Origin of the sequence: Rhizobium sp. BK591 (assembly GCF_014195045.1) — a bacterium.
Lineage (GTDB): Bacteria > Pseudomonadota > Alphaproteobacteria > Rhizobiales > Rhizobiaceae > Rhizobium > Rhizobium anhuiense.
Genome location: NZ_JACIAZ010000003.1, coordinates 173,290 through 187,181, shown reverse-complemented (window position 1 = coordinate 187,181; position 13,892 = coordinate 173,290). Strand labels below are relative to the sequence as shown.

The 13,892-nt window shown below is 61.1% G+C and carries 15 protein-coding genes; 11 read left to right on the top strand and 4 right to left on the bottom strand.

What is annotated here, in order from left to right; translation table 11 throughout:
• Positions 1-33: 33 nt before the first annotated feature.
• On the bottom strand, positions 34-669 hold the full coding sequence (locus FHX10_RS13975; protein WP_025570209.1) for an outer membrane protein: 636 nt from the start codon (positions 667-669) through the stop codon (positions 34-36).
• 365 nt (positions 670-1,034) lie between these two features.
• Here FHX10_RS13975 and FHX10_RS13970 point away from each other — a divergent pair, with 365 nt between their 5' ends.
• From FHX10_RS13970 to FHX10_RS13950, 5 genes are all read left to right on the top strand, one after another.
• The gene (locus tag FHX10_RS13970; protein WP_047616353.1) at positions 1,035-1,802 is read left to right on the top strand and encodes an SDR family oxidoreductase; all 768 of its coding nucleotides are present in this window, start codon (positions 1,035-1,037) and stop codon (positions 1,800-1,802) included.
• On the top strand, positions 1,799-3,841 hold the full coding sequence (gene uvrC / locus FHX10_RS13965; RefSeq protein WP_183908292.1) for an excinuclease ABC subunit UvrC: 2,043 nt from the start codon (positions 1,799-1,801) through the stop codon (positions 3,839-3,841). Before FHX10_RS13970 ends, uvrC begins: the two co-directional genes overlap by 4 nt.
• 215 nt (positions 3,842-4,056) lie before the next feature.
• Positions 4,057-4,647 (top strand): CDP-diacylglycerol--glycerol-3-phosphate 3-phosphatidyltransferase, encoded by a 591-nt coding sequence (gene pgsA / locus FHX10_RS13960; RefSeq protein WP_003574129.1) that lies wholly within the window; start codon positions 4,057-4,059, stop codon positions 4,645-4,647.
• Entirely contained in the window at positions 4,644-4,898 is a 255-nt protein-coding gene (gene moaD, locus FHX10_RS13955; protein ID WP_025570203.1) for a molybdopterin converting factor subunit 1, read from the top strand. Before pgsA ends, moaD begins: the two co-directional genes overlap by 4 nt.
• Positions 4,899-4,984: 86 nt before the next feature.
• Positions 4,985-5,446, top strand: coding sequence for a molybdenum cofactor biosynthesis protein MoaE (locus FHX10_RS13950; protein WP_025570201.1), 462 nt, complete (start codon positions 4,985-4,987; stop codon positions 5,444-5,446).
• Here the strand turns inward: FHX10_RS13950 and FHX10_RS13945 are convergent, their stop codons facing one another.
• Positions 5,447-6,343 (bottom strand): branched-chain amino acid ABC transporter permease, encoded by an 897-nt coding sequence (locus FHX10_RS13945; protein ID WP_047616348.1) that lies wholly within the window; start codon positions 6,341-6,343, stop codon positions 5,447-5,449.
• A 65-nt stretch (positions 6,344-6,408) separates the two neighbouring features.
• Here FHX10_RS13945 and FHX10_RS13940 point away from each other — a divergent pair, with 65 nt between their 5' ends.
• Positions 6,409-6,954, top strand: a complete 546-nt coding sequence (locus tag FHX10_RS13940; RefSeq protein WP_183908294.1) for a CGNR zinc finger domain-containing protein — start codon at positions 6,409-6,411, stop codon at positions 6,952-6,954.
• Positions 6,951-7,451 (top strand): hypothetical protein, encoded by a 501-nt coding sequence (locus FHX10_RS13935; RefSeq protein ID WP_048338664.1) that lies wholly within the window; start codon positions 6,951-6,953, stop codon positions 7,449-7,451. The genes FHX10_RS13940 and FHX10_RS13935 overlap by 4 nt, the downstream gene beginning before the upstream one ends.
• 88 nt (positions 7,452-7,539) lie before the next feature.
• Here the strand turns inward: FHX10_RS13935 and ndk are convergent, their stop codons facing one another.
• Both ndk and FHX10_RS13925 read right to left on the bottom strand, forming a co-directional pair.
• On the bottom strand, positions 7,540-7,962 hold the full coding sequence (gene ndk / locus FHX10_RS13930) for a nucleoside-diphosphate kinase (RefSeq protein ID WP_004680549.1): 423 nt from the start codon (positions 7,960-7,962) through the stop codon (positions 7,540-7,542).
• Between the two features lie 81 nt (positions 7,963-8,043).
• A complete protein-coding gene (locus FHX10_RS13925; protein WP_025570192.1) occupies positions 8,044-8,733 on the bottom strand; it encodes a glutathione S-transferase family protein in 690 nt (229 codons plus the stop codon).
• Positions 8,734-8,872: 139 nt separating this feature from the next.
• Here FHX10_RS13925 and FHX10_RS13920 point away from each other — a divergent pair, with 139 nt between their 5' ends.
• The 4 genes from FHX10_RS13920 (at position 8,873) to FHX10_RS13905 (ending at position 13,617) form a co-directional block, all read left to right on the top strand.
• Positions 8,873-9,382, top strand: coding sequence for a DinB family protein (locus FHX10_RS13920; RefSeq protein WP_183908296.1), 510 nt, complete (start codon positions 8,873-8,875; stop codon positions 9,380-9,382).
• A 207-nt stretch (positions 9,383-9,589) separates the two neighbouring features.
• Positions 9,590-10,639, top strand: coding sequence for a GGDEF domain-containing protein (locus FHX10_RS13915; RefSeq protein WP_183908298.1), 1,050 nt, complete (start codon positions 9,590-9,592; stop codon positions 10,637-10,639).
• A gap of 70 nt (positions 10,640-10,709) precedes the next feature.
• Positions 10,710-12,593, top strand: coding sequence for an ABC-F family ATP-binding cassette domain-containing protein (locus FHX10_RS13910; RefSeq protein ID WP_025570187.1), 1,884 nt, complete (start codon positions 10,710-10,712; stop codon positions 12,591-12,593).
• A 178-nt stretch (positions 12,594-12,771) separates the two neighbouring features.
• Positions 12,772-13,617 carry a polysaccharide deacetylase family protein gene (locus tag FHX10_RS13905; RefSeq protein WP_097631070.1) on the top strand — a complete coding sequence of 282 codons (846 nt, stop codon included), beginning with the start codon at positions 12,772-12,774 and terminating at the stop codon, positions 13,615-13,617.
• Positions 13,618-13,892: the final 275 nt, after the last annotated feature.

Genomic DNA, 13,892 nt, shown 5'->3' with positions numbered 1-13,892 from the left:
CCCGGCTTTTCATGCTTGAACGGTTTGTCCGGCTTAGAACTTGACGCCGATACCGAGCTTGACGCTGTTCTCGTCGTAACCGCGCGAGAAGCTGCCGGAGTCGAGGTCGTAGTCCTTGCTCTGGTAGTCGGTGTAACGATATTCCAGGCGCGTCGTGATGTTGTTGGTCACGAAGGCTTCGACGCCGGCGCCGACCGTATAGCCGAAGTTCGTCTTGCTTTCGTCCGAGGTGTCGTCGGAAACCTTGACGTCGCCGATCGCCAGACCGGCCGTGCCGTAGAGCAGGAAGGGGTTCATGTCGTAGCCGACGCGGCCACGGACGGAGCCGTTCCAGCCATACTTGTTCTTGACGCCGCCCGAGGAGACGTCGTCGCCGCTGTAGCCGAGGTCGGATTCAACGCCGTAGACGATCTGGCCCGCCTGCCAGTTGTAGCCGGTGAAGACCTGACCGCCGAAACCATAGGTGTGGCGGTCGGAACCGAAGTCACCCATGTTGTACGTGCCGGCGCCGCCGAGATAAAAGCCTTCCCAGTTTCCTGCCGGCTTGACCGGAGCGTCCTGGGCAACCGGCGCTTCCGGAACCTGGTCGACGGCATCGGCCGCCTGAGCTGCCGAGACGCCCGCAATTGCAAAAACGGAGGCCATGAGGCCAGCAATGAGTACACGCATACTTAGTCTCCTTTCAGTCCCGCGCCGCTTGTCATCTGTCTATCAGTGAAGCATTGGCGGGATATTGCCAGATGTCCCTTCCGGATCGAGACTGAAATTGGAACTCAAATGCGGATTTGAAAGAGCCAAATTGTGATATCATTGTGGCAGCCGCATGGCTGAAATTCGATGTTGCTTTGACGCAACATACACTTCATTAACCATACCGAAGAGTTAAACTTAAAATACTTATTTTAGTAAATCGCATTCTTAAATAATACATAGAATATCTCGCTCAGGGACGCAACCGCAACGGCCTATTTATATAATCTCCGCCGGCCCCTATATAGTCTGCAGGCAGACTCGCGGGATCAGAAAGCAAGATTTTGAACGACGAAAGACTTCGCACGGCCCTTATAACAGGGTCAGCTAAGAGAATAGGACGGGCAATCGCCGAAGACCTTGCTGCAAATGGCTTTTCCGTCGCGATCCACGCGAACGGCTCCATTGGTGAAGCCGAAGAGCTGGTGGCGGAATTGCGGCGGAAGGGATATCGGGCAGCCGCCTTGCAGGCCGACCTGACCGATATCGGCGAAACCGGCGCGTTGGTCGCGAAGGCGTCGGAAGCACTCGGGCCGCTCGATCTGCTCGTCAATAATGCGTCGGTCTTCCAGCATGATTCAGCGCGTAGTTTCAATGCCGCCACCTGGGCATTGCACTTCGACCTGCATGTACGTGCGCCCTCTATCCTTGCGGCGGCCTTCGCGCAGCAGATGCCCGTTGCGGCATCGGGGCTGATCGTCAATATCATCGACCAGCGGGTTTGGGCGCTGAGGCCCAGCTTCTATTCCTATACCCTCTCCAAATCCGCGCTGTGGACGGCGACGCAGACGCTTGCACAGGCATTGGCGCCACGCATCCGCGTCAATGCCGTCGGCCCCGGTCCCTCGATGCCGAGCGAGCGGCAGGCGATGGAGGACTTCCAAGCGCAGGTCTCAGCCCTTATCTTGCAGCGAGGGCCGGCGCTCGAGGAATTCGGACAAACGATTCGCTTCCTTTACGACACGCCCTCGATCACCGGCCAGATGATTGCCCTCGACGGCGGCCAGCACCTCGCCTGGCAGACGCCCGATGTGGCGGAGATTACGGAATGAACGGACGAAAGCTGCCGGATGGCGGCGTTCTCTACGACGAGACGGATGAGAACGAAGACGATATCGAGGTGGAAGGCGATGTTTCCGCCGCCGCTCCGCTTGCCGCAGCCGTCGACTGGAATGCCGGCAGCCTCAATGAAACCGGGCTCATCGGCGCGGAACTGATCGGTGAATTCGTCAAGCGGCTGCCGAACAGCCCGGGCGTCTACCGCATGTTCAATGCCGAGGGCGACGTGCTTTATGTCGGCAAGGCGCGCAGCCTGAAGAAGCGCGTCGGCAATTACGCCGTCGGCCGCGTGCACTCCAACCGCATCGCCCAGATGGTGCGCCAGACGGCGAACATGGAATTCGTGACGACGCGCACGGAAACCGAAGCGCTGCTTCTGGAAGCGAATCTGATCAAACGCTTGCGGCCGCGCTTTAACGTATTGCTGCGCGACGACAAGTCCTTCCCCTACATCCTCATCACCGGCGACCACCGGGCGCCTGCGATTTTCAAGCATCGCGGTGCGAGAGCGCGAAAGGGCGACTATTTCGGACCTTTCGCTTCGGCCGGCGCTGTCGGGCGGACGATCAATTCGCTGCAGCGCGCCTTCCTGATTCGCACCTGCACCGACAGCGTCTTCGAAACGCGGACGCGACCCTGCCTGCTCTACCAGATCAAGCGCTGTTCCGGGCCCTGCACGCATGAGGTCAGCGACGAGGGTTATGGCGAACTGGTGCAGGAGGCGAAGGACTTCCTGTCCGGCAAGAGCCAGAAGGTGAAGTCGCATATGGCCGAGGCCATGAACCAGGCGGCCGAGGACCTCGATTTCGAGCGGGCGGCGATCTATCGTGATCGCCTGGCGGCACTTTCGCATGTGCAGAGCCACCAGGGCATCAATCCGGCCGGCGTCGAAGAGGCTGATGTTTTCGCCATCCACCATGAGGGCGGCGTTTCCTGCATCCAGGTGTTCTTCTTCCGCACCGGACAGAACTGGGGCAATCGCGCCTATTTCCCGAAGGCCGATCCGCAGCTTTCGAGCGCCGAAGTGCTGAACTCCTTCATGGCGCAGTTCTACGACGACAAGCCGGTGCCGAAGCAGATCATGCTGTCGGAAACGGTCGAAGAGTTGGAGCTGCTCGCTGCCGCACTCAGCGAAAAGGCCGGCCACAAGGTTTCCATCCTCGTGCCGCAGCGCGGCGAGAAGCGCGATCTGGTCGATCATGTCGTCGGCAATGCACGCGAGGCGCATGGGAGAAAGCTCGCCGAAACGGCGTCGCAGTCGCGGCTGCTCGAGGGTTTCAAGGAAACGTTCGGGCTTTCCTATGCGCCGCAGCGCATCGAGATCTACGACAACTCGCATATCATGGGCACCAATGCCGTCGGCGGCATGGTGGTCGCGGGGCCGGAAGGCTTCGTCAAGAACCAGTACCGCAAGTTCAACATCAAATCGACCGACATCACGCCCGGAGACGACTTCGGCATGATGAAGGAGGTGATGACACGGCGTTTCTCGCGGTTGATCAAGGAGGAAGGCATTCCAGACCGGACGGTGCAGGCGGCCACACCCGACGCCGCCGACATGCCCTTCCCCACCTGGCCCGATGTGATCCTGATCGACGGCGGCCAGGGGCAAATGACGGCGGTGCGCGCCATCCTTGCCGAACTCGGCATCACCGACAGCGTCACGGCGATCGGCATCGCCAAGGGCGTCGACCGCGACGCCGGGCGCGAACGTTTCTTTCCGCCGGGGCGCGAGAGCTTCACGCTGCCGCCGCGCGATCCGGTGCTCTACTTCATCCAGCGCCTGCGCGACGAAGCGCATCGTTTCGCGATCGGCTCACACCGGGCGCGGCGCAAGAAGGAAATGATCAAGAACCCGCTCGACGAGATCGGCGGCATCGGCCCATCGCGCAAACGGGCGCTGCTCCAGCATTTCGGCACGGCGAAGGCGGTTTCGCGCGCCGCCCTGTCCGACCTGATGGCGGTGGAAGGCATATCGGAAGCGGTCGCCAAGCAGGTCTATAATCATTTCCACGACGACGCCGCGAAATAACCGGCCTCCGTCGCAAATTCCACGCAAAGGCGGTGAAAAGACAGAAAGAATGTTGACGGTCCGCGGCCAAAGCCGTCATCTACCGCATCGGCCCGAAAATCGGACTCGATTTTCGGAAAGCACGATGCGCAGGTTCAAAATGTTACAGCGTCCTTTGCGCGCCTCAGAAAGACGCGCGGCGCTGTAACGGCGCATCAATTCAGAGAAACGATCCCATGGCATCGCGTGCGTACAGCATTCCCAATCTTCTGACCTACGGCCGCATCCTCGCCGTGCCGCTGATCGTTCTCTGCTTCTTCATCGAGGGCAGGCTGTCGATCAGCAACACGGCGCGCTGGGTGGCGCTGTGGATCTTCGTCATCGCTTCACTCACCGATTTCCTCGACGGCTATCTCGCACGCATCTGGAACCAGACGTCGAATATCGGCCGCATGCTCGATCCGATCGCCGACAAGCTGCTGGTCGCCTCGATCTTGCTGCTGGTCGCGGCCGACCAGACGATTGCCGGCTGGTCGATCTGGGCGGCGATCACCATTCTTTGCCGCGAGATCCTGGTGTCGGGACTGCGCGAATATCTGGCGGCGCTGAAGGTCAGCGTACCGGTGACACGGATCGCCAAATGGAAGACGACGCTGCAGCTCGTCGCCATCGCCTTCCTGCTCGCCGGCCCGGCCGGTGACGAGATCTTCCCCTATACGACGCAGACCGGCATTGCGCTGCTGTGGATCGCCGCACTGCTGACCATCTATACTGGCTATGATTATTTCCGCGCCGGGCTGAAACATATCGTGGATGACGAGGAATGACGCGGCTTGTCTATTTCGCATGGGTGCGCGAGCGCATCGGCAAGGGCGAGGAGGAGATCGACCTCCCCTCCTCCGTCGTCACCGTCGCCGATCTTCTGAATCATTTGAAGACGCTCGGCGAAGAATATGAGACCGCACTTCAATATCCCGAGGTGATCCGCGTGGCGCTCGACATGGAGCATGTCGAGCATGACGAACCGATCGGCGCCGCACGGGAGATCGGGATATTTCCGCCGATGACCGGGGGATGAAGCGGTGATGGTGGTGTCGTATCGATACCCCCCTCCGCCCTCTCCATACCTCCCGCTACGGCATCAAAACAGTCGGGGATGTTATCATGACCGTTACCCCCACCATCCGCGTTCAACACGAAGACTTCGACCTGCAGACCGAGGTCGATCTGCTCTCCAAAGATAAAGCCGGTATCGGCGCCGTCGTCACTTTTTCCGGTCTCTGCCGCGATGAAAGCGGTACGCTGGCGGCCCTCGAACTGGAGCATTATCCCGGCATGGCGGAGGCGGAGATACGGCGCATCGGCGATCTTGCCATAACGCGTTTCGGACTTCTCGGCCTGACCGCCATCCACCGCTACGGCAAGATCGCGGCCGGCGAGAATATCGTCCTGGTCGTCGCAGCCGCACCGCACCGGCAGGCGGCGTTCGACGGCGCCAATTTCGTCATGGATTTCCTGAAGACCGCCGCCCCCTTCTGGAAGAAGGAACATGGCAAGGATGGCGCTACGGGCAACTGGGTCGCGGCGAAAGACGCCGACGATACGGCGCGCGACAAGTGGAAATGATCAGAGCACGACGCGCTCCCTGCGGCTCATGACCAGGAGCAGGACGAGCAGCGAGAAGATGACGAGATCCCGCCAGACGAAGGGGCCGTAGGCGCCCCACAAAGTTTCGACGACGGCAAGCCCGGCAGCGCCACCGGCCGAGCGCAGCGGATCGGAGTAGCCGCCGACGGCAGCGATCAGCAGCACCTTCAGCCCGAACATCAGGCCGGCGCCAAAATCCATCGAGCCGTAATAGAAGGTGGCGAGGATGCCGCAGAGGGTGGCGACGAGGGCCGCGGCAGCATAGGCGCCGAGAAAGACGCGATCGGCGCTGGTGCCGCAGAGTTCGGCGGCCAACGGATCGTCGGTGACGGCGCGCCAGACGCGGCCCCAAGCCGTACGTCTGAGGATCAGCGCACCCACCGCGACGATGGCGCACATCAGCGCGGTGTCGATCAGCTGGATATAGGTGAGCGTCACCTTGAACAGGCCGTCGCTCCAGAAGACGACCGTGTCGTTCAGGAACGGCGGCAGCCAGATGCCGTGGCTATTGGCGGCAAGCCGGGCTGTCTCCATCAGCACGATCATCATGCCGAGGGCGGCGACGATGACCGTATTCGGCGATTTGCTGACCAGCGGCAGCATGATCGAGCGGCCGATCCAGAGGCCCGCCGCCAGCGAATAGACGATGGAAGCGCCGGCGCCGATGGCAAGAGCCGCCGGCAGCACCAGCCAGAACCTGACATAGGCGAGTTCGGTGAAGAGCAGCAGAATCTGGCCGGCGAAGGCAAAGATCGCCCCATAGGTGATGTCGGCCCGCTTCGTCACGCCGAAGGCCACGGCATAACCGAAGGCGAGCGCGGCATAGAGGGCAGCGAGCGGAACCGCATTCGCCAGCTGCTGCAGAAGATAGGCCATTCCAGACACTCCGCGTCCGCAAAATTATAACTGGTAAAACCTATTTTGCCAGTTATAATTTCAATATGAGCTTTTCCTGGACCCCTCACCGCTTTGCCGGCGGCGCACTGGCGCTCGATGTCGCCAACAGCGTCGTTCTGCGCCACGATGCTACGCGGCGGATCGATCGCTTCGCAGTCAGCGATCAGATGCGGAGTTTTCCGCGCGCGGCCGCCGAATTCTGCGCCGAACGCGCCCTCTTCGGCGACATCGCGCCGGTGGCGGCGGAAAACGAGCCGGATTTCATCGCGCTGCGGGAAGAGATCGACCTCTATTTCCGCAAGCGTATACTCGATGGCGGCAACGACCAACTGCTGGCCGGGCTGTTGGAAGCCTTGGCGAAGACATTGCGCGACCCAAGCCCCGGCAGCCTGGCCTCGGCTACTGCCCATTCGGTGCTACGGCTGATCGCCATGCCGGATCCGGAGCGGATGAAGATCTGCGGAAATTGCGGCTGGCTGTTCATCGATCGCAGCAAGAACCGGAGCCGGGCCTGGTGCGACATGGCGGTCTGCGGCAACCGCGCCAAGGCCAATCGGCACTATCGCCGCAAGAAGGAGGAGACGCCATGAGGAATTATTGGATCGTGATGGCGGTCACTGTCGGGCTGCTGTCCGCCTGCCAGCGCCAGGCGGAAAATCTGGTCGAGGTCACCGGCCATCTCTTCGTCTTCAACTATCGGGTGGCGAGCGCCACCTATCTGCTGACGCTGAAGAAGACAGGACCCATTCCCGACGGTTCGGTGATCATCGCCGAATTCGAAAATCCTGAAGGTGGCGATCCGCTGGTACTGAACCAGAAGATCTACCCGATCGACGACAAGATCGCGCTGCAGAGCGAGAACCTGCACTGTGTGCGCAAGGACCGCCCCTATTCCGTGAGTGTCCGGCTGGTCGACAAGGACGGCAAGGTGCTGCAGGAATTGAAAACGCAGTTCCGTTCCGACCTCGACCAGACCGTCCTGCCGAGCAAACCGCTCGTTATCGGCGCGCTTTATGAAAAGAACCCTGAGGTCTTCAAGCCTGACGGCAGCGTCGATTTCTCCAATACCGATAAATGCCCGGCATAGAAACAAGGGCACATAGAAAAAGCCGGAGCAGAGCCCCGGCTTTCAAGAGTCAATTCAAGGTGTTCGGCACGAATGCCGACGTAAGGCCTCAGCCGACGATTTCGGTGTCGGAGAACCAGTACTTGATTTCCTGGGCGGCCGTTTCCGGAGCATCCGAGCCGTGAACGGAGTTTTCGCCGATCGAGAGGGCGTGAACCTTGCGGATCGTGCCTTCGTCAGCGTTTGCCGGGTTGGTCGCGCCCATGATCTCGCGGTTCTTAAGGATCGCGCCTTCGCCTTCCAGCACCTGGACGACGGTCGGGCCGGAGGTCATGCCTTCGACCAGTTCGCCGAAGAAGGGACGGTCCTTGTGAACGGCGTAGAAGCCTTCGGCTTCGCGGCGGCTCATCCAGACGCGCTTGGAGGCGACGACGCGCAGACCGGCATCTTCGAGCATCTTGGTGATGGCGCCCGTCAGGTTGCGCTTGGTTGCATCCGGCTTGATCATCGAGAAGGTGCGTTCAATCGCCATAGTCAAATCCTCTGTTTTCTCGGGAAAAGTGGGCGGTCTTTACCCGCCCCAACGCCCGAAAACAAGGGGTCGGCTGCAATTTCACGCCGCTGTCACAGTCCTGCCGCGGCTTTGGTGAAGATCGAGGCAGCGTTCGAACCAGCCCATGACCGGATCGGCGGCGGCCAGCATGGCGAGACCGGCGGAGACACGCAGCCATTGCAGCGCGCCGAAGACGATATAGTCGGCAAACAGCGGCGTCTGCCCGCCGATGAAGGGCTGGAACTTCAGCATGTGGCGGAGCGGCTCCAGCTTGGCGCCGAAGGAAGCCTTCTCCGCTTCGCTATCGGCGGCAACCACTTCCAGCGGCTTGCCCAGCCTGACCTCACGGCTTTCGCGGAAATAGGCCTTGTCGCCCTCGTCGAGGTTCGCGTGGATATCGAGAAGGGCAATGCGCATGATCGCCGGATGGATGATCATCTGCGAATAGCCTTCGACCATGCGCGATAGCGCCTTGCCGCCCTCGCCGCCAAACAGCGACGGCCGCTCGGGATAGGCCTCCTCCAGATAGAGGGCGATGTCGAAACTGTCGGGGATCAGCCGGCCGTTGTCATCGAGCACCGGCACGGTCGGCGACACGCCGCCGCCGATCGCGCGGATGCGGGCGTAGGTCGTCGGAATCTCCTCGAAATCGAGCCCTTTATGCGCCAGCGCCATCACCGCCTTCCAGCAATGGGGAGAAAAGAAGCGCCGCTCGTCGGCACCGCAGAGGGAATAGAGGGCTCTGGTCATGACAGTCCTTTCGAGATCACGGCTGCATCCATTCCACGACAGAAAGCGCCGGCGATCAAATCAGGAAATTTCATGGGCATATCACTGCGATTTCGGGGAAACCGGGCTAGACTGCAGCGACCAATCCGGGAGGGAGTGAATGCTCAGACATTACAGGATGTTCGCCGCCTATAATCGCTGGGCCAACACGCAAGTCTACGCGGCCGCGGCCGAACTCAGCGATGCAGACTTCCGCAGCAATCGCGGCGCCTTCTTCGGCTCGCTGCATCGCACGCTCAATCATCTGCTCGTCGCCGACCGGATATGGATGAAGCGCTTCACCGGCACCGGCAATGCGCCGACGACACTCGATGCCGTGCTCTTCGAAGAGCTGGATGCGCTGGCCGCCGCCCGCAAAGCGGAGGATGAGCGGATCATTGCCTGGACGAGCATGCTGGACGAGAAAACCCTCGCCGGCGACTTCACTTATGTCACGGCGGTACAGCCGGTCGAGATCACCCAGCCGCTGACATCGGCGCTCACGCATTTCTTCAACCACCAGACCCATCATCGCGGCCAGTGCCATATGACGCTGACGGCACTCGGCAAGCCGAGTCTCACGCTGGATCTCATCTACTTCCTGCGCAACGAGGGCCGCGAGTGGATGTAAGATCCGATCCAAATTAAAAGCGAGGACATGATGTCATCCAAAACCGCTCGCACTTTCGGCATCATGCTCCGGCGATCAACACTGAATTAACCGCCTTTGCCGGTTCCGCCGTCGATCCAGAGCTTTCCGATTGAAAATTCAGCCTCTTTTAAAAGCTTGCGGGCATAGCGGGATGTGAGAGATGTGGCCGGGCTGCGAGGGATCGTCATGCAGAATGCAAGCGCAAACGCACTGGTGCCGCGCGAGACCGCGCGTCCGGCGCCGATGGCGGATATTCAGAAGATTGCCCAGCACATGGCGCGCCTCAACGTTGCCGCGCTGCCGCGCAACTATGAACTCTTCCATGAAGCGATCGTCGGGCTCAATGCCGGCCTTGCGCAGGATATTGCAGCACTCGGGCCGCAACCGCAGCAGCCGATGCTCGACGAACTCGGCCTGAAATACCGCCTCGTCGGCCATTGCGGACTGGCGGGGGAGACCTCACGCAACGAGGCGAGCCGGATGCTGCGCGAGGTGGCGGAAAGGCTTGCCGAAGGGCTGAAGCACAAGAACGCCTTTGCCCGCGCCTGCGGGACGATCCTGAAATCCGTTTCCGGCAACGACGACCAGAGCCTTGCCGCCTTCCTCGGCGAGATCGACTATCTCACCGCCTCGCTGACGACAGTGCTGTCGGCGGAGATGGAAATCGGCGTCAGGCTGCAGGATGACATCAGGGTGCTGGAAACGCTGGAACGCGGCATTTCGGCGATGCAATCGGCCACTGTGGCCGACAGGATCACCGGGCTTCCGAACCGCATCGCGCTGAACCGGACGATATCAGATCTCTACGCGCGCGAAGAGGGTGCCGCCGGCAGCGCGCTGATGATGGTCGATATCGACAATTTCACCGATCTCAACGACAGATACGGGACCCAGGCGGGCAACAAGCTTCTGAAGAAGCTCGCCGGCCTCTTCCGCAAATGCGTCAAGAAGAACGATTTCATCGCCCGCACCGAGGCCGACGAATTCGCCCTGCTGTTTTCCCATGTCGGCATGCAGGATGCGATCACGATCGCCGAGCGCCTGCGCACCTCCGTCGAGGACAATCTCGTCTTCGCGACATCCGACAAGGCCGATCCCGGCCGGCTCACCATTTCGATCGGCGTGGCGCTCAGCACTGATGCGGCAACGCCCGGGCAGTTGCAGGCCAATGCCCGTGTGGCGCTTCTCGCCGCGCAGTCGAACCCCCGACAACCGGTGCAGGCTTTCGGCCGCTGAGGCGTACAAGTCTCTTGCGGCAGGCAAAGCACTCTTGCCTTGGCGAGCGCTTTCGGCCAAAACGCCGGCCATGATCACGCTCACCGACATTTCCGCCCGCATTGCAGGCCGCCTGCTTCTCGACAATGCCAGCATTTCGCTGCCTTCGGGCACGAAGGCAGGGCTGGTCGGGCGCAACGGCGCCGGCAAGTCCACGCTGTTTCGCGTCATTACCGGCGATCTCGGCTCGGAGACCGGATCGGTGTCGATCCCGAAGGCCGCACGCATCGGCCAGGTGGCGCAGGAAGCACCGGCGACCGAAGACGCGCTGATCGAGATCGTGCTTGCCGCCGACAAGGAACGCACGGCCCTGGTGACCGAGGCGGAGACGGCGACCGATCCGCACCGCATCGCCGAAATCCAGATGCGTCTCGTCGATATCGACGCGCATTCGGCCGAGGCGCGCGCAGCGAGCATTCTTGCCGGCCTCGGTTTCGACCAGGCGGCGCAGGCCCGCCCCGCCTCCTCCTTCTCCGGCGGCTGGCGCATGCGCGTCGCCCTTGCCGCCGTGCTGTTTTCCGAGCCGGATCTGCTGCTGCTCGACGAGCCGACCAACTATCTCGACCTCGAAGGCACGCTGTGGCTGGAAGATTATGTCCGCCGCTATCCGCACACCGTCATCATCATCAGCCACGATCGCGACCTCCTGAACAATGCGGTCAATGCGATCGTCCATCTCGACCAGAAGAAGCTGACCTTCTATCGCGGCGGCTACGACCAGTTCGAGCGGCAGAAGGCCGAAGCCGACGAGCTGCAGACCAAGGCGAAGGCCAAGAACGACGCGGCCCGCAAACATCTGCAGAGCTTCATCGATCGCTTCAAGGCCAAGGCTTCCAAGGCACGGCAGGCGCAATCGCGCGTCAAGGCGCTTGAGCGCATGGGAACGGTCGCCGCGGTGATCGAGGACCACGTCCAGCCGATCACCTTTCCCGAGCCGGAAAAGCAGCCGGCCTCGCCGATCGTCGCGATCCAGAGCGGCGCCGTCGGCTACGAGCCCGGCAATCCGATCCTGAAGAACCTCAATCTGCGCATCGACAATGACGACCGCATCGCCCTGCTCGGCTCGAACGGCAACGGCAAATCGACCTTTGCCAAATTCATCTCGGGGCGACTTGCACCCGAGAGCGGCGAGGTGAAGCTGGCGCCGAGCCTGAAGATCGGCTTCTTCGCGCAGCACCAACTCGACGACCTCATTCCCGAGCAGTCGCCGGTGGAACATGTGCGCCGGCTGATGCCCGGCGCGCCGGAGGCCAAGGTGCGCGCCCGCGTCGCCCAGATGGGGCTTGCGACCGAGAAGATGGCGACGGCCGCCAAGGATCTTTCCGGCGGCGAAAAAGCCCGGTTGCTGATGGGGCTTGCCGCCTTCCATGCGCCGAACCTGCTGATCCTCGACGAGCCGACCAACCACCTCGACATCGACAGCCGCCGCGCGCTGATCGAGGCGCTGAACGATTACGAAGGCGCCGTCATCCTGATCTCGCATGATCGCCATCTGATCGAGGCGACGGTCGACCGGCTGTGGCTGGTCAATGGCGGTACGGTGACGACCTTCGAAGGCGATATGGACGAGTATCGCGACCTGATCGTCACATCCGGTAAAAAAAAAGAAGAAAAGCCGCAGCTAACTGAAGAGGCGACGTCGAAGGCCGACCAGCGCAAGCTCAATGCCGAACGTCGCGCCTCGCTGACCCCACTCAAGAAAAAGATCAACGAAATCGAATCCTTGACGGCGAAACTGGAGAAACAGATTCAGGCGCTTGACGCGGAACTTGCAGATCCCGCCCTTTATGAAAAGACACCGGCCAAGGCCGCCGAGAAGGCAAAACAGCGCGGCGAAGCGGCGGCAAAACTGGCTGCCGCCGAGGAAGACTGGCTGATGCTTTCGGCCGAATACGAAGAAGCGATGGCGGGATAGCCACAGGCCTTAGAACAGGATGTCGTCCGAAAACCGCGCACACTTTTCGGCATCATGCTCTGGCGAAAGCGTGGCGAAGTGCCGCGCATCGGCACAATTCCCGCCTGCATCAACCGATCGTTAACCATAATTCGAAAGGTTGTCTCAACATTCGTTACCGATTTGTTGAGCCCTTTCCATGTACCGTTTTTTCGTTCTGTCCTGCATGGCCCTCACGGCCACTCTTTCTGCCTGCAGCACCACCAGACAATCCGCGCCGGACACATCGATCAAGACCTCCTCGGTGATCGCACCCGAGGAGCGGAAGCTTGCCTATACCGGCGACGCTGCGGCGCCGCGCATGACCGGCTGGCATCATCTGGCCGGGCGGACGCTGGAGGTTTCCTCGCTCGCCGATCTCAAGCTGCAGGACAAGGAAGTGATCCTGAGCTTCGACGACGGCCCGATCCCCGGCCGGACGGACAAGGTACTGGCGATCCTCGACCAGTTCGGTGTCAAGGGCGCCTTCATGATGGTCGGCGAAATGGCCGAGATGCATCCGGCGCTGGCGCGCAAGGTCGCCGAGGACGGCAACACGATCGGCAGTCACACCTATGACCACGCCAATTTGAGTTCGCTGGATTTCGACGCGGCGATGGCCGAGGTGATCAAGGGCGAATTGGCGGTGACCAAGGCGACCGGCACGGATGTCTCCTTCTTCCGCTTCCCCTATCTAGCCGAGAGCCACAGGCTGCGCGCCGCGATCGCCATGCGCGACATGGTGGTCATGGATGTCGACATCGACAGCAAGGACTATTTCAACACGACGCCGGTCTCCGTGACGCAGCGGACGATGGACCTGCTGCACAAGCGCGGCCGCGGCATCATCCTGATGCATGACATCCACAAACGCACGGCGACGATGCTGCCAACCTTGCTTTCGGAACTCGAAACCGAAGGCTACAAGGTCGTGACGCTGAAATTCAAGAAGACGCCGATGCCGAACAACGTCCTTGCCTCGGCCGATTTCGTGACGATCCGCTAAGGCGGGTTGCCAAGTCGGGATTAGCCGCAAGACGGCAGGAATTCGGCCGAGCAAAATCCGTTTTTTGATGCCATTACCGGGCGGGAAGGTTGCCGATCAGCAACCCTCTCGTGCACAAGATTTTTCAACGAACGCGCCTATTTCAGAAAATAAAATCTACAAAATCCATCACAATGATGATTTTCTCTGAGACAGAACGTTCCTTCTCTCTCATCGGTTCCCTATGCCTTTCAAAGCCGTCCAGTTGCCGATTCGCGCAGGAAAGCGATGCGGTC

Excerpts from the sequence above, each read along its gene's own strand:
- FHX10_RS13975 (WP_025570209.1), bottom strand. The coding sequence starts at position 669 with ATGCGTGTACTCATTGCTGGCCTCATGGCCTCCGTTTTTGCAATTGCG.
- FHX10_RS13945 (WP_047616348.1), bottom strand. The coding sequence starts at position 6,343 with ATGGCCTATCTTCTGCAGCAGCTGGCGAATGCGGTTCCGCTCGCTGCC.
- FHX10_RS13905 (WP_097631070.1), top strand. The coding sequence starts at position 12,772 with ATGTACCGTTTTTTCGTTCTGTCCTGCATGGCCCTCACGGCCACTCTT.
- FHX10_RS13950 (WP_025570201.1), top strand. The coding sequence starts at position 4,985 with ATGACCGTTACCCCCACCATCCGCGTTCAACACGAAGACTTCGACCTG.
- FHX10_RS13940 (WP_183908294.1), top strand. The coding sequence starts at position 6,409 with ATGAGCTTTTCCTGGACCCCTCACCGCTTTGCCGGCGGCGCACTGGCG.
- FHX10_RS13925 (WP_025570192.1), bottom strand. The coding sequence starts at position 8,733 with ATGACCAGAGCCCTCTATTCCCTCTGCGGTGCCGACGAGCGGCGCTTC.
- FHX10_RS13920 (WP_183908296.1), top strand. The coding sequence starts at position 8,873 with ATGCTCAGACATTACAGGATGTTCGCCGCCTATAATCGCTGGGCCAAC.
- moaD (WP_025570203.1), top strand. The coding sequence starts at position 4,644 with ATGACGCGGCTTGTCTATTTCGCATGGGTGCGCGAGCGCATCGGCAAG.
- FHX10_RS13935 (WP_048338664.1), top strand. The coding sequence starts at position 6,951 with ATGAGGAATTATTGGATCGTGATGGCGGTCACTGTCGGGCTGCTGTCC.
- pgsA (WP_003574129.1), top strand. The coding sequence starts at position 4,057 with ATGGCATCGCGTGCGTACAGCATTCCCAATCTTCTGACCTACGGCCGC.
- uvrC (WP_183908292.1), top strand. The coding sequence starts at position 1,799 with ATGAACGGACGAAAGCTGCCGGATGGCGGCGTTCTCTACGACGAGACG.
- ndk (WP_004680549.1), bottom strand. The coding sequence starts at position 7,962 with ATGGCGATTGAACGCACCTTCTCGATGATCAAGCCGGATGCAACCAAG.
- FHX10_RS13915 (WP_183908298.1), top strand. The coding sequence starts at position 9,590 with ATGCAGAATGCAAGCGCAAACGCACTGGTGCCGCGCGAGACCGCGCGT.
- FHX10_RS13910 (WP_025570187.1), top strand. The coding sequence starts at position 10,710 with ATGATCACGCTCACCGACATTTCCGCCCGCATTGCAGGCCGCCTGCTT.